General features: G+C 39.4%; 23 protein-coding genes. 11 read left to right on the top strand and 12 right to left on the bottom strand.

The window, feature by feature from the left end:
- The first annotated feature begins 211 nt into the window (after window positions 1–211).
- From nadK to ggt, 3 genes are all read left to right on the top strand, one after another.
- Entirely contained in the window at window positions 212–1,111 is a 900-nt protein-coding gene (gene nadK / locus CXF74_RS08860; protein WP_101082049.1) for an NAD(+) kinase, read from the top strand.
- Window positions 1,112–1,191: 80 nt separating this feature from the next.
- Window positions 1,192–1,830 carry a nicotinate-nucleotide adenylyltransferase gene (gene nadD / locus CXF74_RS08855; RefSeq protein WP_101082048.1) on the top strand — a complete coding sequence of 213 codons (639 nt, stop codon included), beginning with the start codon at window positions 1,192–1,194 and terminating at the stop codon, window positions 1,828–1,830.
- A gap of 9 nt (window positions 1,831–1,839) precedes the next feature.
- The gene (ggt, locus tag CXF74_RS08850) at window positions 1,840–3,585 is read left to right on the top strand and encodes a gamma-glutamyltransferase (RefSeq protein ID WP_101082047.1); all 1,746 of its coding nucleotides are present in this window, start codon (window positions 1,840–1,842) and stop codon (window positions 3,583–3,585) included.
- A gap of 32 nt (window positions 3,586–3,617) precedes the next feature.
- On the opposite strand, the gene CXF74_RS08845 is transcribed toward ggt, so the two are convergent.
- Window positions 3,618–4,604, bottom strand: coding sequence for a lipid A deacylase LpxR family protein (locus CXF74_RS08845; RefSeq protein ID WP_332870268.1), 987 nt, complete (start codon window positions 4,602–4,604; stop codon window positions 3,618–3,620).
- Between the two features lie 121 nt (window positions 4,605–4,725).
- Window positions 4,726–5,400 carry a flagellar brake domain-containing protein gene (locus CXF74_RS08840; RefSeq protein ID WP_157822367.1) on the bottom strand — a complete coding sequence of 225 codons (675 nt, stop codon included), beginning with the start codon at window positions 5,398–5,400 and terminating at the stop codon, window positions 4,726–4,728.
- Between the two features lie 170 nt (window positions 5,401–5,570).
- Between CXF74_RS08840 and CXF74_RS08835 the strand changes: the two genes are divergently transcribed.
- Window positions 5,571–7,115 (top strand): HD domain-containing phosphohydrolase, encoded by a 1,545-nt coding sequence (locus CXF74_RS08835; RefSeq protein ID WP_101082044.1) that lies wholly within the window; start codon window positions 5,571–5,573, stop codon window positions 7,113–7,115.
- Between the two features lie 126 nt (window positions 7,116–7,241).
- On the top strand, window positions 7,242–7,754 hold the full coding sequence (locus tag CXF74_RS08830) for a hypothetical protein (protein ID WP_101082043.1): 513 nt from the start codon (window positions 7,242–7,244) through the stop codon (window positions 7,752–7,754).
- Window positions 7,755–7,964: 210 nt separating this feature from the next.
- On the opposite strand, the gene CXF74_RS08825 is transcribed toward CXF74_RS08830, so the two are convergent.
- A complete protein-coding gene (locus CXF74_RS08825; RefSeq protein WP_101082042.1) occupies window positions 7,965–8,873 on the bottom strand; it encodes a TIGR01212 family radical SAM protein in 909 nt (302 codons plus the stop codon).
- A 186-nt stretch (window positions 8,874–9,059) separates the two neighbouring features.
- On the opposite strand from CXF74_RS08825, the gene CXF74_RS08820 reads away from it, so the two are divergent.
- Complete coding sequence (locus CXF74_RS08820) at window positions 9,060–9,638, top strand: thymidine kinase (protein WP_101082041.1); 579 nt, start codon at window positions 9,060–9,062, stop codon at window positions 9,636–9,638.
- A 452-nt stretch (window positions 9,639–10,090) separates the two neighbouring features.
- Complete coding sequence (mqo, locus tag CXF74_RS08815) at window positions 10,091–11,626, top strand: malate dehydrogenase (quinone) (RefSeq protein ID WP_101082040.1); 1,536 nt, start codon at window positions 10,091–10,093, stop codon at window positions 11,624–11,626.
- 139 nt (window positions 11,627–11,765) lie between these two features.
- On the opposite strand, the gene CXF74_RS08810 is transcribed toward mqo, so the two are convergent.
- The 5 genes from CXF74_RS08810 to CXF74_RS08790 form a co-directional block, all read right to left on the bottom strand.
- A complete protein-coding gene (locus CXF74_RS08810; RefSeq protein ID WP_101082039.1) occupies window positions 11,766–11,996 on the bottom strand; it encodes a hypothetical protein in 231 nt (76 codons plus the stop codon).
- A gap of 299 nt (window positions 11,997–12,295) precedes the next feature.
- Complete coding sequence (locus CXF74_RS08805; protein ID WP_101082038.1) at window positions 12,296–12,973, bottom strand: ABC transporter permease; 678 nt, start codon at window positions 12,971–12,973, stop codon at window positions 12,296–12,298.
- A 2-nt stretch (window positions 12,974–12,975) separates the two neighbouring features.
- Entirely contained in the window at window positions 12,976–13,716 is a 741-nt protein-coding gene (locus tag CXF74_RS08800) for an ABC transporter permease (protein ID WP_101082037.1), read from the bottom strand.
- A 57-nt stretch (window positions 13,717–13,773) separates the two neighbouring features.
- Entirely contained in the window at window positions 13,774–14,541 is a 768-nt protein-coding gene (locus tag CXF74_RS08795; protein WP_101082036.1) for an ABC transporter substrate-binding protein, read from the bottom strand.
- Between the two features lie 244 nt (window positions 14,542–14,785).
- Window positions 14,786–15,553: an ABC transporter ATP-binding protein gene (locus CXF74_RS08790; RefSeq protein WP_101082035.1), complete on the bottom strand. Its 768-nt coding sequence runs from the start codon at window positions 15,551–15,553 to the stop codon at window positions 14,786–14,788.
- 275 nt (window positions 15,554–15,828) lie between these two features.
- Here CXF74_RS08790 and CXF74_RS08785 point away from each other — a divergent pair, with 275 nt between their 5' ends.
- Entirely contained in the window at window positions 15,829–16,389 is a 561-nt protein-coding gene (locus CXF74_RS08785; RefSeq protein ID WP_101082034.1) for an acetate uptake transporter, read from the top strand.
- A 92-nt stretch (window positions 16,390–16,481) separates the two neighbouring features.
- Here the strand turns inward: CXF74_RS08785 and CXF74_RS08780 are convergent, their stop codons facing one another.
- Both CXF74_RS08780 and pnp read right to left on the bottom strand, forming a co-directional pair.
- Window positions 16,482–17,936, bottom strand: coding sequence for a DUF3360 family protein (locus tag CXF74_RS08780; RefSeq protein WP_101082033.1), 1,455 nt, complete (start codon window positions 17,934–17,936; stop codon window positions 16,482–16,484).
- 545 nt (window positions 17,937–18,481) lie between these two features.
- Window positions 18,482–20,584, bottom strand: a complete 2,103-nt coding sequence (gene pnp / locus CXF74_RS08775; RefSeq protein ID WP_101082032.1) for a polyribonucleotide nucleotidyltransferase — start codon at window positions 20,582–20,584, stop codon at window positions 18,482–18,484.
- Between the two features lie 264 nt (window positions 20,585–20,848).
- Between pnp and CXF74_RS08770 the strand changes: the two genes are divergently transcribed.
- The 3 genes from CXF74_RS08770 to secF all read left to right on the top strand — a co-directional run bounded on the left by CXF74_RS08770 (window position 20,849) and on the right by secF (window position 24,306).
- A complete protein-coding gene (locus tag CXF74_RS08770) occupies window positions 20,849–21,307 on the top strand; it encodes a hypothetical protein (protein WP_101082031.1) in 459 nt (152 codons plus the stop codon).
- Between the two features lie 198 nt (window positions 21,308–21,505).
- Window positions 21,506–23,389 carry a protein translocase subunit SecD gene (secD, locus tag CXF74_RS08765; protein ID WP_101082030.1) on the top strand — a complete coding sequence of 628 codons (1,884 nt, stop codon included), beginning with the start codon at window positions 21,506–21,508 and terminating at the stop codon, window positions 23,387–23,389.
- Window positions 23,386–24,306, top strand: a complete 921-nt coding sequence (gene secF / locus CXF74_RS08760) for a protein translocase subunit SecF (RefSeq protein WP_101082029.1) — start codon at window positions 23,386–23,388, stop codon at window positions 24,304–24,306. The genes secD and secF overlap by 4 nt, the downstream gene beginning before the upstream one ends.
- Window positions 24,307–24,375: 69 nt before the next feature.
- Here secF and CXF74_RS08755 read toward each other — a convergent pair whose 3' ends face one another.
- Window positions 24,376–25,572, bottom strand: coding sequence for a potassium/proton antiporter (locus tag CXF74_RS08755; protein ID WP_101082028.1), 1,197 nt, complete (start codon window positions 25,570–25,572; stop codon window positions 24,376–24,378).
- A 356-nt stretch (window positions 25,573–25,928) separates the two neighbouring features.
- Window positions 25,929–26,198, bottom strand: coding sequence for a 30S ribosomal protein S15 (gene rpsO / locus CXF74_RS08750; RefSeq protein WP_101082027.1), 270 nt, complete (start codon window positions 26,196–26,198; stop codon window positions 25,929–25,931).
- Window positions 26,199–26,230: the final 32 nt, after the last annotated feature.

Here is a 26,230-nt window from a genome sequence, read left to right as displayed (position 1 = left end):
CGTTGTCTTTCGAGCGATTGACTTCGTCAATCCTCTAGCGACATCAACCAAATGCAAGCATTTAATGATTTGTTAGAAAGTTTTGATTGAACCAGTTAGACCTTCAACTTCCAGCCTAGAACCTGTTCACCTCTCCACTTGCTGAATTTTGCACCTTGAGTGATAACGGGTATACTTCCATTCATCTATACACTTTTTTAGCAAGGTTATTATGAGCACTCAACAGCCTGATTTAAATGAATTTAAAACAGTTGGTTTAATTGCCAAAACACAACATGCCGGCGCTAAAGAAACGCTACAATCTCTGTATACATTTCTACAGAAAAAAGGCCTAAACGTTATTGTTGATAAACGAGTCGCCTGTGACCTTTCCTGTGATAATGTTAAAAGCAGCAACTTAGTGGGTATTGGTAAACGTTGTGATTTAGCCATTGTGATTGGTGGTGATGGTTATATGCTGGGCGCTGCACGTGTTTTATCTCGTTTTGATATTGCTGTTATTGGTGTTAACCGTGGTAATTTAGGATTTTTAACCGACCTTGATCCCGACAATTTTGAAGCGCCGTTGGGTGAAGTATTAGCAGGTAAATATCTCGTTGAAAAACGCTTTTTACTGGAAGCACAAGTACATAGTCACGGACACATGAAAAGTAGTAATACCGCCGTTAATGAAGCGGTATTACACCCAGATAAAATTGCCCACATGATAGAGTTTGAAGTCTATGTTGATGACAACTTTATGCTCAGTCAGCGTGCTGATGGTTTAATTATCTCAACCCCTACAGGGTCAACGGCCTATTCCCTTTCAGGTGGAGGTCCTATTTTAACACCCAACTTAGATGCAATAAGTTTATTACCGATGTTCCCGCACACCTTAAATAGCCGTCCTATTGTTATCGATGCTAACAGCGTTGTGCGATTAAAAATTGCAGAAAGTAATAGCTGCGAGATGCAAATAAGCTGTGATAGCCATGTCAATTTATCTGTTTTACCCGGTGATGAAGTGATCCTACGTAAAACGGAACATCAACTGAAACTGGTTCATCCAGAAGACTATAACTACTTCCATGTATTACAAAACAAGCTAGGTTGGGGTAGTAAACTTTTCTAACCGAGTGATTAATCCTATTGCTGTTTATTAAGTCGATTTATTAAGACTATTTATTAAGACTATTTAAAGGTAACAACTCAGTGAAAGTGAAAGCAATTGGATTTTTAGGCGGGAGCTTTGATCCTATCCATAACGGACACCTATTACCCGCGATTGAAGTGGCACAACGTTTACAGCTCAACACCTTATTTTTAATGCCGAACCATATTGCCCCCCATAAAGCAGGCAGTCATTGTAATGCTCAGCAACGCAGTGAAATGGTTGAGCTTGCCGTACAAGGCATTACCGCGTTACAAGTCGATAGACGTGAATTAAATCGAGATAGTGCCAGTTACACCATCGAGACATTAAAAGAGATACGCCTTGAATATCCAGATACACCTATCTGCTTTATAATGGGCATGGACTCGCTGATTAATTTTAATAGCTGGTTTCAATGGCAAGAAATCCTTAACTATTGCCATTTAGTTATCTGCGCCAGACCCGGTTGGAAAGGCGAATTTAACGATGCCGTTAACGCGTTATTAAAAACACATCAAACAATCTCAATCAGTGATTTACATGCATTACAGTCGGGGAAGATTTACTTTCAAGACACCACACAATTTGATATTTCGTCCACATTAATCCGCAATAACCTCAAGCATCACAAAAGTGTAAAAAACTTATTACCAACGCCAGTTTTCGACTATATTGAACGCCACCAACTTTATCAATAAGGCTTAATTATGCGTTTTATCAAACCTGTTTTACTGCTTTGTCTATTTTGTTCGCCTGTCTTGTCGTCACTGAGTTATGCAACCAGTCCACCAGCCCCCAAACAAACAGCTATCTATAGTAAAATGTCCATCCATCATCCGGTATGGGCAAAAGAAGCAATGGTCGCAACACAGGAAGCGATTGCTACGCAGATTGGCGTTGATGTATTAAAACAGGGCGGTAATGCCGTTGATGCGGCTGTTGCAGTAGGTTATGCACTTGCCGTCACCCTCCCCCGCGCCGGTAATTTAGGTGGTGGCGGTTTTATGTTGGTTTATTTAAATAAAGAACAAAAAGCGATTGCCATTGATTATCGTGAAAAAGCGCCCGCCGGCTCAACACGTGATATGTATTTAGACAAACAAGGTAATGCTCAAAAACAACTCTCTCGTTACCACGGCCTTGCAGTGGGTGTACCCGGCACAGTAATGGGCCTTGAATTAGCGCGTAAAAAATACGGAACCCTTAGCCGTGAGCAATTAATGGCCCCCGCGATTAAATTAGCTAAAGAAGGCATTATTGTTTCACCTGATTTAGCGACATCATTAAATCAAGCGCAACCACGTTTAAGTAAATGGGCAAGTAGCAAAACAATTTTCTACAAAAAAGACGGTAAAAGCTATCAAGTAGGCGAGTCTTTAAAACAGGCCGATTTAGCAAAAAGTTTACAGGCGATTAGTCAACAAGGAGAAAAGGCCTTTTACCAAGGTCAAATAGCGAAGAACATTAGCCAATCAGTGCAACAAGCAGGTGGCTTAATTACCCTTGAGGATATGAAAAACTATCAAGCGATTGAGCGCGAAGTGATTAAAGGGGACTACCGAGGCTACCAAGTTCTCTCTATGCCACCACCCTCTTCAGGTGGCATTCATATCGTACAGCTACTCAATATGCTAGAAAATTATCCGCTAGCTGAATATGGCCATAATAGTGCACAAACCATTCATATGATGAGTGAAAGCATGCGTCGTGCTTATGCAGATCGCGCCACCTATTTAGGGGACAGTGATTTTGTAGATGTGCCTATTGAAGCGTTAATTTCAAAAGAGTATGCGAAGAAACGCATTAAAGAGTTCGATCTTAATAAAGCAACAGACAGCAACACCATCAGCGCAGGCAAAGTCGCGCCTTATGAGAGTAATCAAACCACTCATTTTAGTATTGTCGATAAATGGGGTAATGCGGTTTCTAATACTTACACACTTAACTTTAGTTATGGCACAGGCCTTGTTGCTAAAGGCACGGGGATTTTATTAAATAACGAAATGGATGATTTTTCATCTAAACCCGGAGAGCCAAACGGTTATGGGTTAATTGGTGGCGAAGCCAATGCCATTGAAGCGAATAAACGCCCGTTAAGCTCAATGAGCCCGACAATTATCTTAAAAGATAATCAGCCTTATTTAGTAACCGGCACACCAGGTGGCTCACGTATTATCACCACGACATTACAGATCATTTTAAATGTAGTGGATCATAAAATGAATATTGCACAGGCAACGGCGGCACCACGTATTCATCATCAATGGTTACCCGATTACATTCGTTATGAGCAAGGCCTTAATATAGATACCATTCGTTTGTTAGAAGCCAAAGGTCACACCCTTAAAAAACAAGCGACTATGGGTAGTACACAAACCATTATGCGTAGCGAAAATGGCATTTATGGGGCTTCAGATCCACGTACTCCATCAGCATTAAGTTTAGGGTATTAGAAGCTGAAAGCTATAAAGCTAGAAGCTGATAACTAAAAATGATAGGTGATCGCGATGGAGCCAAAACGAGAAGCTTCGGCTTGGCCTTCGTACTCATCGGAAATGCGTAATAACGTATACAAGATAGAAAAGTCATAGATGTTGGCCATAATACCAGTAGAGAACGCCACTTGAGTATGTATAAATTCAACACTATGACTATCGTGAAAAGTATTACCGTTAATGAAGATGTCATTAGCCACGTAGCTTGCAGACACATTAGCAAAAAAGTACCAACCATAAGGGCTGTAGTTCATGCCATTAAATTTTTGCACTGGAAAAACAGTAGCTGAGCCAAAGTTTTTATCAAGTTGCTGGCCAAAACGAAAACCAACTCCCGTTGCAACATCACTACGTAAATTACCAAGTCCACCATCAACACCGGTTAAAAAGTCAAACTGGGTATTCAATAAATCACTGCTAAAATCTGCTTGATATAGTCGCCATGTGCGTCTTGCTTGGAGGCGAAAAGTAAATTCATTATTGATTTGGTTATCCCAACCTTTTGGTTGCTTTGAGCCCGTTAAATCATGCACAAAGGATTGTACAAACTCCCCGCCCGCCATCGGACCCACTGCACCTAAAATCAAGCCAACTTCATCACTGACAAAATCATCATAAGCTAATAGGTTAACTTCCCATGCCAATAACCCGACATAAGGGGCATCTTCTTTGACTAATTCTTCAACTGAGATATCAATCGCGGTCTGTAATACTTGCCCAAAACCATAACTGACTGAATATTTTTTATTTTCGCCAGAAACGAGGTGGGTTTGTTGCGCTAACGAAGCGATCCAATAGGGTAGGTTTTCAGAATTTAAGGCATCAACATGGTTATAACCCCAGGTCAAAAACAGGCCATTGCTATATAAACCATCATCTTTGAAAAAAACATCGTTTTCAAAAGAAAGACTCGCGTAAGTACGCTTATCACTCACTGAGTCAGCATGAGTAAAGAGAGAAAAAAGTAATAAGAAAATAACAGATAAATGAATAATAAGAGCACCTCGAAAAAGTGACTGATTTTAAGTTATCTTTGCCTTTTTTTCTTCTAAATTAATCTAAAGTCATAAAATTTTGCTAAAAGTGTTTGATTTTCCGCTAATTAAATAAAAAATCGATTAATAAAGGCTCAACAAACTGTTTGGAGTTTTCCGCTTCTGCTTCAATCACCACTCCATACTGTATTAAATGCCCTCTTTTGTTCGCTTTTTTAGTGTTTTTAATCACAATAGCAATCGATTTTGTATCTCCCTCAAGCATCACTTGTAAAATGTACTTTTTATCCAATGACGCCTTCTTTATTGGTTCTCCAACAAAAGCACCACCATGAATCGACAAATCGTTTAAGTAGCCACTTGAACATATTTTTTTCGTTTCAGGGTGTAAAAGTTTAGCATCAACATGTACCGGTAAACGCCTATGTTGGCGTAAAGGTAGTTGCTGTACCTCTTTAGGGTAATCAAGTAATAACCACCGACCGGCCACACTTATTAACTTTTGAATGTTAGATTGAAAAGCAACTAAATTTGCATTGGGCTGATCGGTATTCATCAGGCGCACAATGACTTTTTGCCCTTCCCTAATATACTGTTTTGCATATATCCATTCGCTACTGTTACCCATTGCCACAATCACCGACATATTGGGATCTACACCAATCAGGCGAGTTTTTAAACGCACTGCTTTTGTCAGGGTGACAATTTGTAAATGTACCTCTGTTTCACAGGCAATTTTATTTAGGTAAGCGTATTTATTTTCTTCATTATCAGGCACAAACACTCCTTTTATTAAAGTATAGCTACAAAATTATCATCATTGATAATCTCATATCACAGCGAAATTAAAATATGTGAACAACATACATGATTAATTATTAACTCACAGGCAAATACTCTATTTTGTGCCAGACTATTAAAATACAAACATAAATCGGGTTGGAAAATATGTCTCAGTTTTTATTTCAAGAAGAAGATGAAATTAACGTCGTCGAACCCGAGACCAATGATGACCTAAAATCAGATAAATTATGGCATATATTAATTGTCGATGATGAACCCGCAATTCATGATGTCACACGACTTGTTTTAAAAAACAGCGTTATTTTAGACAGAAAACTGGCCTTACATTCAGCTTATTCTGCACAGGAAGCAAAAGTATTATTACAGTCTGGCATTGAGTTCAGCATGGGATTTATTGATGTAGTGATGGAAAGCGAACATGCTGGGTTAGATCTTATTAACTGGATACGCGAAGATTTAAAAAACACCACCATCAGACTTATTCTACGCACAGGTCAAGCAGGTAATGCCCCTGAAGAAAGCGTGATTAGCCAATACGATATTCATGACTACAAAACTAAAACCGAACTCACCCAGCGAAAACTAACCACTTGTGTGTACTCTTCTATACGTAGTTACCGCGATATCACCACTATATCGAATAGCCTAGATGCCTTTAAAAAACTCATTGCTTCCTCTACTAGCATCTTAAAAGTTGATAAAATTTCTGAATTTGCATCCGCGGCCCTCACCAACTTACTGTCATTAATGGCGCTCGATAGTTCTTCCGTTTATATAGTGCGCCATGAAATCGATCTGTTTAATAATATCGAAGAGACCTATTTAGCGTGTAGTGGCAAGTTTGGAGAGACACCGGATAATATTGAAAACATGAGTGATCTCATTAAAACAAAAATTAACACCGCTTTTTCTGATCAAACCAGTGAATTTACCGATCAATATTTTATTAGTTATTACCGTACATCGCATGATGCTTGTGCGGTTTTATATATTGAGTTTGACAGCCCACCAACAGGTTTCCAAAGTGATTTAGCAGAGATTTTTTCAACCAACGTCGCATTAGTATTAGAAAGTTTAGTGCGCCATCAGCAGTCTGAAACGAATCAACGAGAGCTCATGTATATTCTCGGAGACGCCATTGAAGCGCGCAGTAAAGAAACCGGTGCGCATGTAAAACGCACCGCATTATTATGTCACCTAATCGCAATAAAACTAAATATGCCAGCGGCTTTTATTGCGGCTATAAAAGCGGCCGCCCCACTACATGATATAGGAAAGATAACCGTACCAGAGCGCATCTTGCATAAACCTGGTAAGTTAGACCCCGAAGAGTGGGAGATAATGAAACAACACGCGGAAGCAGGCGGGGCAATGCTAGCCAGATCATCATTACCTATCGCACAACTAGGGAGAACACTCGCGCATTATCACCATGAAAATTGGGATGGCAGTGGTTACCCCGAGGGGTTGAAAGGTGAAGATATTCCGATTGAAGCACGTATTATGGCATTAGTTGATGTTATTGATGCTTTGGGGTCAAAGCGCAGTTACAAAGAACCTTGGAGCCCTGAAAAAATACTTGAATTAATAAAATCGGAAAGTGGTATTAAATTCCAACCTTCACTGGTTGATCTTGCAGAAGAACATTTCGATGAAATAATGAAGGTGCGAGAACAACACCCAGACTAGATGATAAGTCATTGATTTAACAATCAGAAAAATATAATTGTATTTGCTCTCATTTTCCTTATTAAAAGGCTGACTTTAATGATAGAATATCTATAATACTTTTTTTGCTTTATTTAAGAATGTTAAATGCCTTTTCGCTTGCCCTTATTTGCACTGCTTTTCAGCCTATTACCGATAAAAAGTTATGCTGAGCTAAATACTCTGATTTCAATGAACACCGGCTCTTTCTTGTTTCATCTTGTTCCCTTCGATACTGAGTCAAATCAATACTTTGATAACCAATATTTTTCCCTCGAACGAAAATTTAGTGAGAACTCTGAATACAGTTTACTCGCAGGAACCTTTTTAAATAGCCAAGCGAATCGATGTTTTCTATTAGGGGTACGTAAAGATTGGTACCAGGTTAATAACCGCTTAGTCTTTAAAGGTGTTTACTCTTATGCCGGTGAATTTTTCTTTGATACCTTTGATGACTGTGGAGAAGGTGGGATTTATAGAACCAGCAAAGAAAATACCGGTGTTGCTTTTGCCCCTTACATTTACCATGCTGCACAATATAATTTCAATGAACATATCGGCGTTGAAGCTGGTTTTATGTTACCGCTCATTTTAGTGATGAGTGTACAGTGGTCATTTTAATTTAATCTGTAGCTACTCAGGTCGTCGCTATTTAAGCCTATTTCATCGTTAAAAAATGCTCATTTAAACGACTAAACTCCGCTTTTTCGCCTTGAACTAAGCATAAATAGCTTAGTCCTGAGCAGTTACTGTCTATTTTCGTATAAAAAGCACACGTTTTAGCAGGGTGCTGAGTAATTACTTTAATGTTATAGCTAAGCGACTAAATACTTAACCCGTCCAACTTCCCTGCCCGCCACTTTCAGCCATCAACTGACACATTCTATTTTGCACCGGCCAGCGTTTTTCACACCATAAAGGCGCTAATAACTCAGTTAACTTTGCCGTTGCGGATGTACGATGATAAACAATGTTAAGGGGTGTTTGCTGAATCAATTTAACGGCTGATTGACTATATTGCTCAAGCGACATTGTTTGTAATCTGTCTGCTCGCCACGACTTTTCCATCAGAGATCCACGCACGACATGCAGCGGATGTAGTTTTAATCCATCAACACCGACTTCCAATACTTGCTTTAATGTTTGTTGATAATCAACATCAGACTCTTTTGGTAACCCTAAAATCAAATGCGTGCAAACTTTAATACCGCGTGCACGCGCTTTACGTGTCACATTCTCATATTCAGTAAAACCATGGCCACGGTTGATACGTTTTAACGTCTTATCATTTGCGCTCTGTAGCCCTAGTTCAAGCCAAACTTCATATCCACGCATTAAGTAGCTACTAAGCAGGTTTAACACGTCATCAGATACGCAATCAGGCCGTGTCCCGACACAAATACCCACAATGCTTGATTCACTCACCGCTTGCTCATAAAGCGATGATAGTTGCGCGATTTCAGCATAGGTGCTGGTATAAGCTTGAAAGTATGCCAGGTATTTACTGGCACGATGCGCAACTTCATTTGCGCGTAAATGCAATTGCTGGGCGATCGATAGTTGAGATTGTGATTCATCACTAAAGGCCGCGACATTACAAAAAGTGCAACCACCTTTGCCTAACGTACCATCACGATTGGGGCAGCTAAAGTCACCGTGTAAGGTGAGCTTGTGTACCCGTTCTCCGTAACGACTTTTAAGGTCTTTACCAATGGTATTAACAAAATCAGTCAATTGCATTAATCACACTCTCATTATTTATATCACTTAATATGGCTGCGTATTTTGCACCAAAATAAGCCTTCGATGACGGGGTTAGATCAAACATTATTAAGTGATATATACGGTAGGTTACAAAAAAACGATTTTGCGGGCTAGGGATGCTAAAATAGTCTTTTTTCTCTATCTAACTTTTAGGCATCTACTTTGGCACAACTCTATTTTTATTATTCATCGATGAATGCAGGCAAATCGACCTCGCTTTTACAAAGCTCTTATAATTATCGTGAGCGAGGTATGAACACCTTCGTATTAACTGCGGCCATTGATAGTCGCGCAGGAGTGGGCAAAGTAGCTTCACGTATTGGCATTGAAACCGACGCTTATGCTTTTAGTGCAGAGGATAATCTCAGTGAAATAATTAATAAAGTACATCAAGAAGCGCAACAGCATTGCATATTGATAGACGAAGCACAGTTTTTAAGTAAAGAGCAGGTTAAGCAACTTACCTATGTGGTTGATTGTTTATCTATTCCAGTCTTGTGTTACGGAATAAAAACAGATTTTCAAGGAGAGCTTTTTCCAGGTAGCCATTATTTACTGGCTTGGGCAGATAAACTCGTTGAACTTAAAACTATCTGCCACTGTGGGCGTAAGGCAAATATGATATTACGCTTAGACCCACAAGGTCGCCCAGTACGTGAGGGTGAGCAAGTTGAAATTGGTGGTAATGACAGTTATGAATCCGTCTGTCGAAAACATTTCCGCCCATTTTTTTGGGATTAATATTTAAAGTATTAATGCTTAACGAACTAATACCAATCCGCTTAACTATCTGATCTACCTTGCTGGTTAAAATCGATGATAACGTTGTTGTTTCAATGCCAATAGCCAGCTAGTGACAATATCACTTAATACTAAGTGATTATTAAGTCTCATTTAAAAAAATGTGCGTTAAATTGTGAATATTAATGCATCTCATCAGAGAGATGCATAATCGCAAGTAAACGACACAGCTCCCACCTACACTCCAGCAACAACTTGAAAAGGCTTTTTCGCACAGAAATCATTCTATACCCTTGGTTTTAGTATTGATTTAATCAACCAACAAAAGATATTAAAAATAAAATCAAAACATCATTGATGTTTTATTAACTGGTTTAAAAGCTGATTTTTAGCTAGAATTCCCTTTTTTTTAGCAATCAAATAAAGCTTACAAGCACAATTTCTGCATATATATGCAATATAAAACGGTTTGTTTAGTTCTATCTTTGAATAAAGGTGAAGTTTTAATGGAAGTAAAAACTGCAGATGTATTACTCGTTGGTGGTGGCGTAATGAGCGCGACACTTGGCATGATGCTTAACCAACTTGATCCATCACTAAAGATAATCATGGTAGAACGCTTAGATCATGTTGCCCATGAAAGTACACATGGATGGAATAATGCGGGAACAGGTCATGCAGGCTATTGCGAATTAAACTACACACCTGAAAGTAATGATGGCACTGTTAGCATCAATCGTGCACAAGCAATTAATGCTTCTTTTGAAGTGACACTACAATTCTGGTCATTCTTAGTTGAAAAGAATATCCTGCCAGATCCAGATAAATTTATTAACTCTATTCCACATCAAAGCCTTGTTTGGGGCGAGAAAGACGTTAAATTTTTACGTGAGCGTTATAAGTTATTAAGTGCCCATCACCTATTCAAAGATATGCAATACAGTGAAGATCCAAAGGTCATCAGTGAGTGGATGCCACTTGCAATGAGCCAGCGCGATCCTAATGAACCCGTAGCTGCGACCCGTGTAAATTATGGGTCAGATGTCGACTTTGGTGCACTGACGCGTAACATGATCAAAAACCTACAAAAATCACCTAACTTTGAATTGGTTTTAAATTACAACGTAAACCGTATCAGACAACAAAAAAGTGGTAACTGGTCAGTTAACATTAAAGAACGTACAGGTAAGCATTCCGCTATTATTGGCGCAAAATTTGTATTTCTTGGGGCTGGCGGTGGTGCTTTGCCACTATTACAAAAATCAAAGATTCCAGAACGCAAAGGTTACGGCGGTTTCCCTGTTAGTGGTCAATGGTTAGTCTGTACAAAACCAGAAGTAGTGGCACAACATTACTCTAAAACCTATGGTAAAGCCCCAATTGGCGCTCCACCAATGTCTGTTCCACATCTTGATACACGTATCATTGATGGCAAACCAGCCTTGTTATTTGGGCCATTTGCAGGTTTTACAATGAAGTTCCTTAAAAAAGGTTCGAAGCTAGATCTTGTAAATTCAGTGAGAAAATCTAATCTAAAACCCATGGTTTCTGTTGGCTCTAAAAATATAGATCTAACCCATTACCTCATTAAAGAATCACTACAATCACATAAAGAACGTGTTAACGCATTACGCAACTTCTACCCTGAAGCACAGGAAGATGATTGGAGCTTAGCAAAAGCCGGTCAACGTGTGATGATTATTAAGAAAGATGAAAACGGTAAAGGAAAGTTGGAGTTTGGTACTGAAATGGTAGCAGCAGAAGATGGTTCACTGGCCGTATTGTTAGGCGCTTCACCTGGCGCATCAACCTCAGTTCAAGCAATGATTGATGTTATTGAACAATGTTTCAAAGAGAGATTAAGTGATTCAAGCTGGAAGGATAAAATGGTACAGATGATTCCTTCTTATGGTCAGTCTTTAATAGAAAATGAAGCACTATTGAGTGATGTAAAAGCTAAAAACTTAGCGACGTTGAAGTTATCATAATCTTGATTCTTTAATGCTTAAATAAATAGAGAGTACAAGTTCATGCTTGTGCTCTCCGTTCTCAAATCACATCAATCCAATCTTATATAACCACGATTTTCTTTAACATCCGCAATACTTAATCTTTAATCTTTAATTTTTAATAACTGTAAAAGTAAGAACGTCCATTGCTACTTTGCATTGCAACAACATCAACTTCAAGTGTATCGCCTAGTTCATAACCTCTAAGATCTTTAAAACATTCAATATTAACTTCTGGGTATAAATCCGTATCACATGGACGTAAGCTTGTTTTGCGTTTATCAAGTTCAAAACACACTTGTGCTTTTATACGTAGGGATTCTAAAGAGATAATATTTTCAGTCATCATTATTGATTTCCTCCAGTAGAGTCCGTTGGAATAATAATATTGTTACGAAGTGTGTTTAACGAGTGTTGTTTTTTCATCAGCAATGGCCTTATTTTTAAGCTAAATAATAAGTCCATTTATTACGAAGTGTCTGCTTATGTGACCATTGTAGCAAAAAAAGGGAATATTTAAACAAATAACTGAGTTTTAAGCGAATTGAATTGACTAATGAAAAACACTACATAATTAGTCATTATTTTTAGTTTTTATTCACCGTAAAGCGTCATTTCCCCTCTACTTTACGGTGAATATAAATACGATTATTGCTCTACGCAGTAACGTTTTTCCCACTGTTTAAAGGCAAAAATAACGCTGAAGGTAAGGCACATATAAAGCCCAGCGGCTGCAAGGTATGCTTCAAATGGTGCATAATAACGTGCATTAACGACACGTGCGGCACCGGTGATATCAACAATAGTCACAATACCTGCAATTGCACTACCATGAATCATAAAGATCACTTCATTACTGTAAGCAGGTAAAGCGCGACGCAGAGAGTTAGGTAATGTAATACGACGCAATGTTTGCCATTGACTCATACCGTACGCCTTAGCAGCCTCAAGCTCACCTTTAGGCATAGTAGAGATAACACCACGTACTATTTCAGCGGTATAAGCTCCTGTATTCAAAGTAAAAGCTAATAAAGCACAAAACCACGCTTCTTGAAAATATTCCCACAACCAGCTTTCACGTAACCACTCAAACTGAGCAGCACCGTAATAGATAATAAAGAGCTGTACTAACAGGGGAGAACCACGGAAAAAGTACATGAATGCCCATATTGGGAAGCGAATAAACTTATTCTCGCTACAGCGTAATATGCCCGCCGGAATGGCAATGCAAAGCCCCAATAATAACGATAAGGTCACTAGCCAGGTTGTTGTCCATAATCCATCAAGATAAAATTGGTACTCATTGATGATGATTGAAAAATCCATCTTTACCTCGCTTGTATTGAATATTTTGCTTCAAGGCGTTTTAATAGTGCGCTTGAAATAGCAGTAAAGAAAAGAAAGATAAACGCGACAGCAAGGTAAAAAGTAAAAGGTTGCTGGGTTGACCCCGAGGCATCCCCTGCTATTTTCACCATATCTTGTAAACCAATAATGGACACTAATGCCGTGGTTTTTAATAACACTAACCAGTTATTACCAATACCTGGTAATGCATGACGCATCATTTGTGGAAAAGTCACACGAATGAATATTTTTGATCGACTCATACCATAGGCAGTTGCGGCTTCAATTTGCCCTTTATCAACCGACAGAATAGCGCCACGAAATGTTTCAGCCATGTAAGCACCAAAGATAAAACCAATCGTTACAATACCTGCAAAATAAGGGCTGATATCAATGTAATCAGGTAAATAAGAATACCACTCGTGATTGATATCATAGCTTGTGAAGTATTCGTTAATGCTTTCGTTAATGCTATAACTGAGGCTATTAATGAGCATTTGCCCACCAAAAAAGATAAGTAACATTAAGATAAGATCCGGGATGCCACGGATAATAGTGGTATATAACGTCGCGATAATTTGCAATATACGAGACTGCGATGTTTTAGCGAGTGCGCCGAGCAAACCTAATGTTATCGCGAGTAATAATGAAAGCAGTGCAACTTGCACCGTTAACCATGCGCCTTGTAAAAGGACGGGCTGATAATTTAACAGTTCTTGCATAATGATTCTTTTTTAAGCGAAAATAAAGGATGGTTTCCCATCCTTTATTTCGGGTAATTAACCGCCGTAAACATCAAAACTAAAGTATTTGTCTTGGATTGTTTTATAAGTACCGTCTGCACGAATTGCTTTAATCGCAGCATTCAATTGTTTTGCAAGGTCTTTATCTTGCTTACGAATTGCAATACCCGCGCCTTCACCAAACCATTTAGGATCGTTTAATTTAGGACCAACAAATTCAAATTTATCGCCACCGTCTTTAGCAAGCAGACCATCAGAGATTGCAGCAGAATCGGCCATTACGTAATCTAAACGTGATGCTTTAAGATCAAGATATGCTTCATCAGCAGAACCGTAACGTTTAATTTTAGCGCTAGGGAAGTTATCAGAGATGTAAAGATCCATTGTTGTTGCACGTTGTACACCAATTTTTTTGCCTTTCATGAATGCTTTAGTTGCTTGGTAGTCAGTACCTTTTAATGCAACAAAACGCGCTGGGATATGCTGATATTTATCAGAAAATGCGATTTTCTTTTTACGCTCTTCCGTAATGTCCATCGTCGCAATAATCGCATCAAATTTACGCGCCATTAGAGCAGGAATAATACCATCCCAATCTTGCTTAACTAATGTACATTTTACTTCCATTTGTGCACATAATGCATTGGCGATATCAATATCAAACCCTGTCACACTACCATCAGCTTCTGTTTTACTAAAGGGAGGATAAGCGCCTTCAACACCGATGCGGATATCTTTCCACTCTTTGGCTGCGACATTAAATGATAGAACAAACACTGCTATTAATAGGCTAAACTTTTTCATTGTACTTCCTTTTTATTGTTGAAATAGATTAAAATTTACGGTTAGGAATCGTTACAAAATAATTTTCTCTAAATTGTTTTTAAAAAACCCTAAGGAATCGTTACAAAATAACTTGCTCTAAATTGTTTTAAAAAGCCTGAAATGACGGGCTATTTTAAAAACAAAAGATCAAGTAATTTTGAAGCCAATCCTAAATAACGGGTTATTTTGAAAACAAAAGTTCAAGTAATTTTGAAGCCGAACCTTAATAAACCGATGATATAAACTGTTTGAAACGTTCCGATGATGGATTTTCAAAGATAACGTCTGGTTTTCCCTGTTCCTCTACTAAACCTTGGTGTAAAAATACTACTTTATTAGACACATCACGCGCGAAAGCCATCTCGTGGGTCACAACTAGCATCGTTCTGCCCTCTTCTGCAAGACCACGCATTACATTTAATACTTCGCCAACTAACTCAGGATCTAGCGCTGACGTGGGTTCATCAAATAACATCACTTCAGGTTCAACCGCTAAAGCACGTGCTATCGCAACACGTTGTTGCTGGCCACCAGAAAGCTGTCCTGGGTAATAGTTTTTACGTTCATATAATCCGACACGCTGTAAAATCGCTTCAGCCTTAACAATGGCTTCTTTTTTAGGTACACCGAGTACATGCACAGGCGCTTCAATCACGTTTTCCAATACCGTCATATGAGACCATAAATTGAAACCTTGAAAAACCATCGCTAAACGACTGCGAATACGTTCCACTTGTTTGAAAGAAGCAGGCACGGCACCGAGTTTTTTATCCTGCTTCATCTCGATTAGCTCACCATTAACACGTATTTCACCAGAGGTGGGTGTTTCTAATAAGTTAACACAACGCAATAAGGTACTTTTACCAGAGCCCGAAGAACCTAAAATTGAGATCACATCGCCTTTTTGTGCCTCTAAATCGATGCCTTTTAAGACTTCATTATCAGCAAAGGATTTATGTAAGTTTTTAATGGATAACGTCGCTTCGCTCATGGCTTAATTTCATTTCTAAATAGGAATATTATCTACATTGTACCTAAGTTTAAGACTCTAAATACTAAAATTAATACAAAGCTTTGCTCTGCCTTACATTAATATAAAATACAAAAAACACTTTTAAAAATTCAACTTTTTAAGTCTCATTTTTGATCAAAAACAAACAAAAAAGGTGACCGGGTGCAAATATAGGAAAATATCTTTACAAAATTACAGACCATGTTATTGTGCGCGCCATCTCATTTTATCTATTAATAAAGAAGGTATTACCCGTGTCACAAAATATTAACTTAGCAAATCCAGCACCTCTTGGCCTAATGGGCTTCGGCATGACAACTGTTTTACTTAACATTCACAATGCAGGATTTTTTCCATTAGATTCGATGATTCTTGCAATGGGTCTTTGTGTTGGTGGTATGGCACAAGTTGTTGCTGGTATTTTGGAGTTTAAAAAGGGCAATACTTTTGGTCTAACTGCTTTTACTTCATACGGTTTTTTCTGGATAAGCCTTGTTGCTTTATTATTCTTCCCAAAACTAGGTCTTGCTGAACCAACTGCTCCTGCATTCATGGCATGGTATTTTGTTATGTACGGTATTTTTACTGGTTTCATGTTCATTGCTACACTACGTTCAAATAAAGTATCACAATTTATTTTTGCAAGTTTAACGCTTTTATTCTTTTTACTAGCGGCAAAAGATTTTTCAGGTTCTGAAATGACGGGTGTTATTGCTGGTTATGTTGGTATCTGTTGTGGTTTAGCTGCTATTTATGATGCAATGGCTCAAGTTATTAATGAGCAGTACGGTGAAGTAATTTTACCTCTTGGCTAAATTAGACATTCAATCTTTTTGATTGCTTTGTAACATAAAAAAACCGAGTCTATCTCGGTTTTTTTATGTCTAAAATAGCCCTTTTTATTTTATCAAAGCAAGGCAGGAATCCCAGGTAACTGTCCCACTAAGGCTAATGAACCCACACAGATAATAAAGGTGATTAATGGAATCACTAATCTATCCATCAATGATAATGTTTTAGAACGCGCTTTATCACCAATGAAGCCTAAGTTATCCAATAACATAGTGGTTGCCCAGCCAAATACCGGATTCACTAACGCGCTAGAGAAAATACAGATACCCGCACTTTGTGAGCTTTTCTCATCATTGACCATCTGCATACCCGCTTCTAATAAAGGTAAGAAAACCCCCACCAATAAAGCCACACGCAATACAGGTTCCCACATTGCGAGATCCATTGGGAAACCTAAAATGGCACATACAATACACAAAAATCCCGTTAATATTGCGCCACCAGGAATAGGTCGTTTAGCGATGGCGGCGGGGATCATATAAGTCCCCCATGAAGAGGCTAAGTTTGCCCCGCCTAGTAGCGAGCCCACTACTTGGCGAATCGACACCACTGTCATCGTATCATCAACATCCATTAATACTTTTTTGGCTGTTTTAGGATAGTTAAGCTCTTGAAATACACGGTGCCCTAGAAAATCGGGTGACCACATAGCCACGGCTAAAATAGCAAAAGGCACAACAGCAATATATTCGCTCAGCCCTGGCCAGCCTAGTTTCCAGCCAGTAGTTTCTCCCCACCAATAAAACGGACTCATATTAGGTAAACCCGGCTCAGTAACAAACTCAAAAGGTGCGCCCATGGTAAAGGCAACAATACCGGCAATGGCAGAACACAGTGGAATCGCAACCCAGCGTTTTTTAATGCGCGCAAGGTAAGCATAAATACCAATGGTAATTAAAATCACAGTAAAAGGAATGGCTGCCATTCCAATGCTATCTCCCCACTTACCAAAATTACCAATCTGTCCTACCGTGCCCATCGCACCAAGAAATATCAGTAAACCGCCTCGAACGCCCTCGCCTGTTAAGGTAACCAGTTTAGATCCGCCTTTCGAGAGGCTCAATATCAGGCCAAATACGCCCACTAAAATACCCAATGCCAATGGATGTCCACCAGCAGCCGCAATTAAAGGAATAAGCGGGATCATCGGTCCATGCGTGCCCGCAAGGTTACTACGTGGATTTAAAATAGCAGAGAAGAGAACAACAAATAACACACCAGCGATAAGCATTTCAAAGCGAACATTCTCTGCAATGAAAGCAGCATCTAATCCAAACTGCGCCGCAAATGCACCTGCCATTGCGGCCACCATAACAATCTTACCGATAGTCGCAGCAAGTGCAGGAACCCAATCTTCAATCTCAATGCCAAAGTCGCGAAAAGGCAAGTTAATGCGCCAGCGTTTAGGCTCAATGATATTCAATTCGTGATTTAAATACTCTTCACGTGTGGCAAAGTCGCTCGCCGGTTTGTGTCGATCACGATAAGTTGTGTTACCAGTATCCTGCATAAAAAATCCTTAATCAGTTTTAATGGGGGAATTTTAACGTCGTCACCATAACAATAACCACCGGATATTTTTTCTCTAAAAGCCGTTTATGAGAGATGCCCTAACTCGACACTGCAGTGAATAAACAATAATAAAAGCCAGCACACAAAAAGATTAAAAAGAGTCTTTATTTACATTTTTGATATTGCATATTACCTACAAACAAGTAACAACTAACTAAAATAGCATTCAAATTTAATCATTTAGTAACATGTTGTTTTGATAATGCTTACTCATTTAAACGTTCAATTTATGGAAAAAGGAGATAGCGGAGGTGAGATACAGGGCTGAATATAATAGTGAAAATGGAATGGAGTAGCTGATAGCCGATAGCCGATAGCTGATAGCTGATAGCCGATAGCTGATAGCCGATAGCCGATAGCTGATAGCCGATAACTGATAGCCGATAACTGATAGCCGATAGCCGATAACTGACAACTATTTTTCTTCAGGCATAAAAAAAGGAAGCCGAAGCTTCCTTTATAGTTTACCGATTAAGTTAAACCTTATTCAGCAGCAGCTGGCGCTTTTTCCGCAGCTTCTTTAATACTTAGACGTACACGGCCTTGGCGGTCTACTTCTAGTACTTTAACTTTAACAACTTGACCTTCTTTAAGATGGTCAGCAACTTTCTGTACACGCTCTTCACAGATTTGTGAGATGTGAACTAGACCGTCTTTACCAGGTAAGATGTTAACGAATGCGCCGAAATCAGCTAGACGTACAACAGTACCTTCGTAGATAGTACCTACTTCAACTTCAGCAGTCAGTGATTTAATGCGGTTGATTGCATCTTCAGCTTGCTCACCAGAAGTGGCAGCAATTTTAACTGTACCGTCATCTTCGATTTCAATTGTAGTACCCGTTTCTTCACATAAAGAACGGATAACTGCGCCGCCTTTACCAATAACGTCACGGATTTTGTCCGTTGGGATTTTGATAGTGTGAATACGTGGTGCGAATTGAGAAATCTCTTTACGACCTTCAGAAATCGCTTCATCCATAACCGTTAGGATATGTAGACGTGCAGCTTTTGCTTGGTTTAAAGCAATTTGCATGATTTCGCGTGTGATACCTTCAATTTTGATATCCATTTGAAGTGCTGTAATACCAGCATCAGTACCCGCAACTTTAAAGTCCATATCACCAAGATGATCTTCATCACCTAAGATATCAGAAAGAACAACGAACTCTTCGCCTTCTTTAACTAGGCCCATTGCAATACCAGCAACAGAAGCTTTAAGTGGAACACCAGCATCCATCAATGCTAGTGATGCGCCACATACAGAAGCCATTGAAGATGAACCGTTAGATTCAGTAATTTCCGATACAACACGAACTGTGTACGGGAATTCTTCAACTGTAGGCATTACTGCTAATACACCACGTTTAGCTAGACGACCGTGACCAATTTCACGACGTTTAGGAGAACCAACAAAACCAGTTTCGCCTACACAGTAAGGAGGGAAGTTGTAATGTAATAAGAAGTGATCTTTCTTCTCACCCATTAGGCTGTCAATGATTTGTGCATCACGTTGTGTACCAAGCGTCGCTGTAACTAATGCTTGAGTTTCACCACGTGTAAATAGTGAAGAACCGTGAGTACGTGGTAAAACACCAGTACGAACGTCAAGAGCACGAACGCTCTCTGGATCACGACCGTCGATACGTGGCTCACCTTTGATGATGCGCGTACGTACAACCGTTTTTTCTAAATCATGGATGTATTCAGAAACTTGCTTAGCAACTAATGTTTCGTCAGCAGCTAATAATTTAGCTTTAACTTCAGAAGTGATCGCTTTGATTGCATCGTAACGAACGCCTTTATCACTGATTTGGTAAGCTTCATCGAAACGTACTTGTGCTTCAGTAGCAATGGCAGCATCTAATGCTTCATTACGTACAGGTGCTTTCCAATCCCATGCAGGACGTGCAACTTCAGCAGCGAATTCTTTGATTGCTTCAATAACAACTTGTTGCTCATCGTGACCGTATACTACAGCGCCTAACATTACGTCTTCGCTTAAGATAGCAGCTTCAGATTCAACCATTAATACAGCGTTGTCTGTACCAGATACAACAAGGTTAAGATCACTTGTTTCTAATTCAGTTTTAGTTGGGTTAAGTAGGTATTGACCTTCTTTGTAACCAACACGAGCACAACCGATAGGACCGTTAAAAGGCATACCAGAGATAGAAAGTGCCGCAGATGTTGCGATCATTGCAACGATATCTGGGTTAACTTCTGGGTTGATTGAAACAACAGTTGCAATCACTTGTACTTCGTTTTTAAAGCCAGCAGGGAAAAGAGGACGAATTGGACGGTCAATAAGACGACAAATTAACGTTTCTTCTTCAGATGGACGGCCTTCACGTTTGAAGAAGCCACCTGGGATTTTACCAGCTGCGTATGTTTTTTCTTGGTAGTTAACAGTAAGAGGGAAGAAATCACGCTCTTGATCATCTGCATTTTTACCAACAACAGAAACGAATACACAAGTATCGTCCATACTACACATTACAGCGGCAGTTGCTTGACGAGCCATTACGCCCGTTTCTAGTGTTACCGTATGTTCGCCATACTGGAAACTTTTAACAATAGGAGTCATTTTTTTTCCTTGGATTATATATTTAGTTTTATGCTTTTTATCGCGACCACAGTATACGTCAAAGATTGTGCTTTAAAACGTTTTTGCCGATTTTTTTTAGAGTTTTTAGCGCGGTTGTAAAATATGTGCGTCAATTAACATTGCAATTGGATATTTTTTGATTAGTAACCTATTTATTTACACTTTTTAACGACCAACCTAGCTTGTTTTAAGGGGTGAAGGGGGTATAGTGCTCGCGTACTATTTATCCTGTGGACATGAACCTTGCTACGAATATTTCTTCTGCTTATCACTTTATTTGTCTCTTTTTCAGCATTTTCTGGAACAGAACAACCTAACTTATCGTTGCCTTTGGCAAATGCGATAACGCTGAGTGATAGCGGCCAAGTCAATATTCTCGATAACAGCGCTGCCGATGAGCAACTGTCAGAAACAGATAACTCGCCTTCACAGCCAGCATCAGAAAACCACAGTAAGTCGATTGATTTTGTGCAACCGATGCATATCAATCAGCTTAATAACAAACAGCAGCCATCCCCTGAATATGTATTGATCTATGAATTATTAATAGAAAAAACCAATGAATTTGCAAACCTAGAAAGTACATTATCAACGCCCCCTGTGGCTTGGTTTATGAGCTATGCAAACAGTGACTCTCGTCTTTCAGGTTGGAAAGACAGCAATAGCCAATACGCATCAAAAGTTACCTACCACTTTAGTTAACCTCCAGTTGGTGCGTAGCGAGTCGTTTAACCACTCTCTTTCGCCACCAGCAAACACCCAAATCATCTATTTCAAAGCACTCGTCTTCAGTCGATTTGACGATCGCGTTGTATCCCCTTTTGTTGGCTCAATGCGTTGATGAGTGCTTAATAAACTTATTTGCACCATGCGTTATCCCTAACGTGTGTTGAGGATCCTATGAAAAAAGTACATAAAGCAATCAATCGTTATTCAAAATTGCAATACTTAGTGATCATTTTCACTATTGCTATTCTTGGCTTAAATGCCCTGCCTAACTGGTTTGGTGAGAAAGCAGCATTACACGTTCAAAGCAATTCAACAGAAATGCCTAACATCGATAGCGCCACTCTTTTTAACCTATTAACTAAGCAAGGCATACAGGTTGACAGCATTAACCAACAACAGGGACAAAACATCGTTCTATTAGATAACAAAACGCAACAACAAAAAGCACGTAATCTGCTTGCCACACAATTAGGTGAACAGTATAGCGTCGCCATGGCGATGGAATCAGACAGCCCCGATTGGTTAAAAAACATAGGTGCGAAACCGATTAAATTAGGTTTGGATTTACGCGGTGGTGTGCAATTTGTGATGGACGTTGATACACAAGCGGCTATGGTTGAACGCAAGGCCCAAATTGAGCAAGACTTAAGTCAATTAATACGTCAATTTAACGCACGTGGCACACGTATTACCTCAAAACATAATGGCGAGATTGTTTTACGTTACCCAGAAAATAGCGCGCAAAAAGCAGCCTTAAGTGTGCAGGCGTTAGTTGAGTTATATCCAGAATTACTGCTACGCGTAAACACAGCGCAACAAACAACATTACGCGAAAATGAACAGTTCGCAAAAACCTTTCATCAAGCGTTAATGCAACAAAACATTAAAACCATGCGTGACAGAATTGAAGCGTTAGGTATTACCGAGGCAGTCGTGCAACGCCAAGGTGATCACTTTATTCGCATTGAATTACCTGGGGTACAAGACCCTTCACAGGCAAGACGGATTATTGGTGCAACCGCTTCTTTGGACTTTCATCAATTACAGCAGCAAGGCGGTGCGTTATATAAAAGTAATTCAGGTGAAATGGTACGTTTAAATCCATCACCGATTATGTCGGGTACTCATATTACTGATGCACAATCTCGCTTTGGAGAAACAGGACAGCCCGAAGTTGCTATCACCCTAGATAGCGCGGGCGGTAAATTAATGTCTGACTTTACTAAAAATCACATTGGTAAACCGATGGCCACGCTTTTTTCAGAGTACCAACAAAATGAACAAGGCCTGCGTGAGAAAAACAGTAAAGTGATCAGTGTTGCCACCATTCAAGCACATCTTGGTTCTCGTTTTACCATCTCTGGCATGGGCAGTGTTAAAGCCACACAAGAGTTAGCTATGTTACTCAAAGCGGGCAGTTTAACAGCGCCAGTCACTATCGTTGAAGAGCGCACATTAGGCCCTTCATTAGGCCAACAAAATATTGATAATGGCATGGCGGCCATTGCACTTGGTTTATCGATGATGCTTATTTTTATGGCGCTTTGGTATCGCAAGCTGGGTTTAATCGCGAATGTTGCACTCATTTTTAACTTGGTCTGTTTGATGGGTTTGTTATCACTGGTACCTGGCGCGGTATTAACCCTGCCGGGCATTGCCGGTTTAGTACTAACCATCGGTATGGCAGTTGATACTAACGTGCTTATTTTTGAACGTATCAAAGATGAATTAAAACGTGGAAAAAGTACCGCACTCGCGATTCATCACGGTTACCAAAATGCATTAGGCACCATTTTGGATGCCAATATAACCTCTTTGATCACAGCATTAATTTTATTCTCGGTTGGTTATGGTCCGATTAAAGGTTTTGCTATCACCCTTGGATTAGGCATTTTAACCAGCATGTTTACGGGCATTTATGTTTCCCGCGCGTTAGTGAATATTTTCATTCACAAGTTACCAGGCCAAGTCGCTACTAAAAACCCTAAAACAACTCGCCAAAATAAACGAACAGCAATAACAAGCAAGCAAACAACTCAGCAGGCACAGCTATGATAATAAATAAAACGAAAAAAACAGGTTTCACATTAGTCCGTTACATGGGTTTTTATTGCTCAATCGCGCTTGTACTCTTTTCTCTGTTGGCCATGTTAAATAAAGGTTTTAACCTAGCAGTCGACTTTACCGGAGGCGTCATAACAGAAATACAAACCACGCAACCAGTAAGCCAAGAACATTTACAGGTTGCGCTTAAGCAAGTCATTAAAGTCCCCTTCTCATTAACCAATGTGGGCAACGAATACCAGTGGTCGATTCGCCAAGCCATTAGCAATGAGCAGATGCCTGAAACCTCGTTGTTAATGCAAAACATCGATGCTGATTTTTCTATTAAAGTATTAAGCGCCAGTGTGATTGGCCCACAGGTGGGTGACGAATTAGTCGAAATGGGTGGCTTAGCGTTGTTGGCCTCTTTGGTGGCGATGTTAATTTATCTTTCTTTTCGATTTGAGTGGCGCTTAGCAACGGGATCAGTCGTGGCTTTATTCCATGACATTATTGTTGTCTTAGGGGTATTTTCTTTATTTCAAATTGAATTTGATCTCACGGTTTTAGCGGCACTGCTTGCTGTTATTGGTTATTCGTTAAATGACTCGATTGTGATTTCCGACAGAATAAGAGAAGTATTACGAAGTAAAGCCACAGGCACTATTAATGAAATTATTGATAGTGCGATTGTCTCAACCTTAACCCGCACTTTAATTACCTCCGGCACCACTTTAGGCACGGTTGCTGCGATTTGGCTACTCGCGGGAGCTCCATTACAAGGATTCTCTATTGCGCTGTTTATCGGTATTTTAGTCGGGACGTTATCGTCGATATGCTTATCTGCCACCATACCTGAATTGTTAGGCCTTAAAAGAGAGCATTACCAAATTAAAGCGCTACCAAAGGAGGGTGAAGTTTATAACTAACATTAAGCACACATAAAAAAGCCAGACTAATCATCTGGCTTTTTTATTATCTAATTAATTGTTTATTGTTTATTGTTCATCTTTAACAAGGCCTAACTTTTTAGCTAGCGGCTCTATCGCCCCACCTTGTAAAAACACCGAAAACAGCACTACAAAGAACACCATATGAATCATTTCCACGGAACCTTCAACACCTGCTGTGGCAGGAATAAGCGCAAATACAATGGGTGTTGCGCCTTTGAGTCCAATCGATGAGATAAACAAACGTTTCTTCCAACTGGCTTTTGTAAAGGGTAAATAACAGAGTTGCACCGCTAACGGTCTAGCAACCAAAATAAGCAATAATGCGGGAATAACGGAGACCCAAAAAACAGCGATTAAGTTTTGTGGGAAAATCTGCAAGCCAATAATAATAAACATCAGCGATTGCGCTAACCAAGCCAGACCATTGTAAAAGTGTTTATTCACATCTGCGCCACGCTTTAACTGATTACCGATAATCACACCGGCAATATAAACAGCCACTAACACGTTGCCAGCAATCATTTCAGTGCCATAAACCGTGATAATAAAACAAGCCAAAATAAACACCGGAATAAGTCCATACTCTTCCAGCTTTATATGGTTAAGTGCAGTAACGCATAATTTTCCTAATATAAAACCCACCAATGCGCCAAATAGGATTTGTTGCGCTAATAACATGCCGATACTGGCAACAGAAGGCGCGATCCCCGTACTGCTTACAAGAATATCCGTTAATAGAATAACCATTAATAATGCCACCGGATCGTTAGTCGCAGATTCAAACTCTAATACCGTATCGGTATTCTCTTTAAGTTTAAGTTTTTTAGATTCTAAAATAGAGAAAACGGCAGCAGCATCGGTCGATGAAACAACAGCAGCAAAAAGCAAGCAGGTTAAAAAGTTGAAATCCAATAAATAATACAAGATCACAGCAAAAAATAACGTAGTCAATAACACCCCAACACTTGACAGTGCTCCGCCCTCTTTCCAGGCCAACTTAATACTCTTGGTTGAGGTATTTAAGCCACCGACAAAAACAATAATGTTAAGCGCCATGCCACCAATAAAAGAAGTAAGCTGTAAATTGTCATAAACAAAATCAAACTCACCGTTACCAAATATCAGCCCCACCGCCATAAAAATAAGCAACGAAGGAATACCCAAGGTTTTAGAAGGATGGTGCAACAAAATAGCAATAACGATTAAGCTTGCCATGCCTAACATGATCATTTCAAAAGACATACTTTCTCCAAATTAAAACAAGATATTGGTGGTGAACAAAGGAAATATTATACCCATCCGCTTAACTATCTGATCTACCTTGCTGGTTAAAACCGATGATAACGTCGTTATTTTCATCAATTTTTCCTACGCAATTTTAGACCATTTAATTAAGCGGAATGGTATTAGATAATTGATTACAAGTGAATATAGTAATATACAGAAACAGGGCAGGAAAAATCAGACTAAAAAGAGGTAAACCTTCATCTAAATGAATGGCCACTGGCAGGAAAGGTATTTATTGATAAAAAAGTGCAGGGCTTAGAAACAAAAAAAGAGCCATAAGGCTCTTTTTATAAACAAAGTTTAAGTCGAAATTAACGACGTAGACCAAGTTCAGCAATTACGTTAGTGTAAGATGTAACATCTTTACGCTTAAGGTAATCAAGTAATTTACGACGCTGAGCAACCATGCGTAATAGACCACGACGGCTGTGGTGATCATGGATGTGCTCTTTGAAATGGCCTTGAAGGTGGTTGATTTGAGCTGTGTACAAAGCAACTTGTACTTCAGATGAACCAGTATCGCCTTCTGCGCGACCAAATTTTGCTACGATTTCAGCTTTCTGTTGTGCACTTAGTGACATAGAATGTCTCCAATATTTTTGGTTAGTGAATA

The sequence above is a fragment of the Psychromonas sp. Urea-02u-13 genome (genome assembly GCF_002835995.1).
Lineage (GTDB): Bacteria > Pseudomonadota > Gammaproteobacteria > Enterobacterales > Psychromonadaceae > Psychromonas.
The sequence above is the reverse complement of the archived record's forward strand: the minus strand, read 5'-3'. Positions and strand labels throughout refer to the sequence as shown.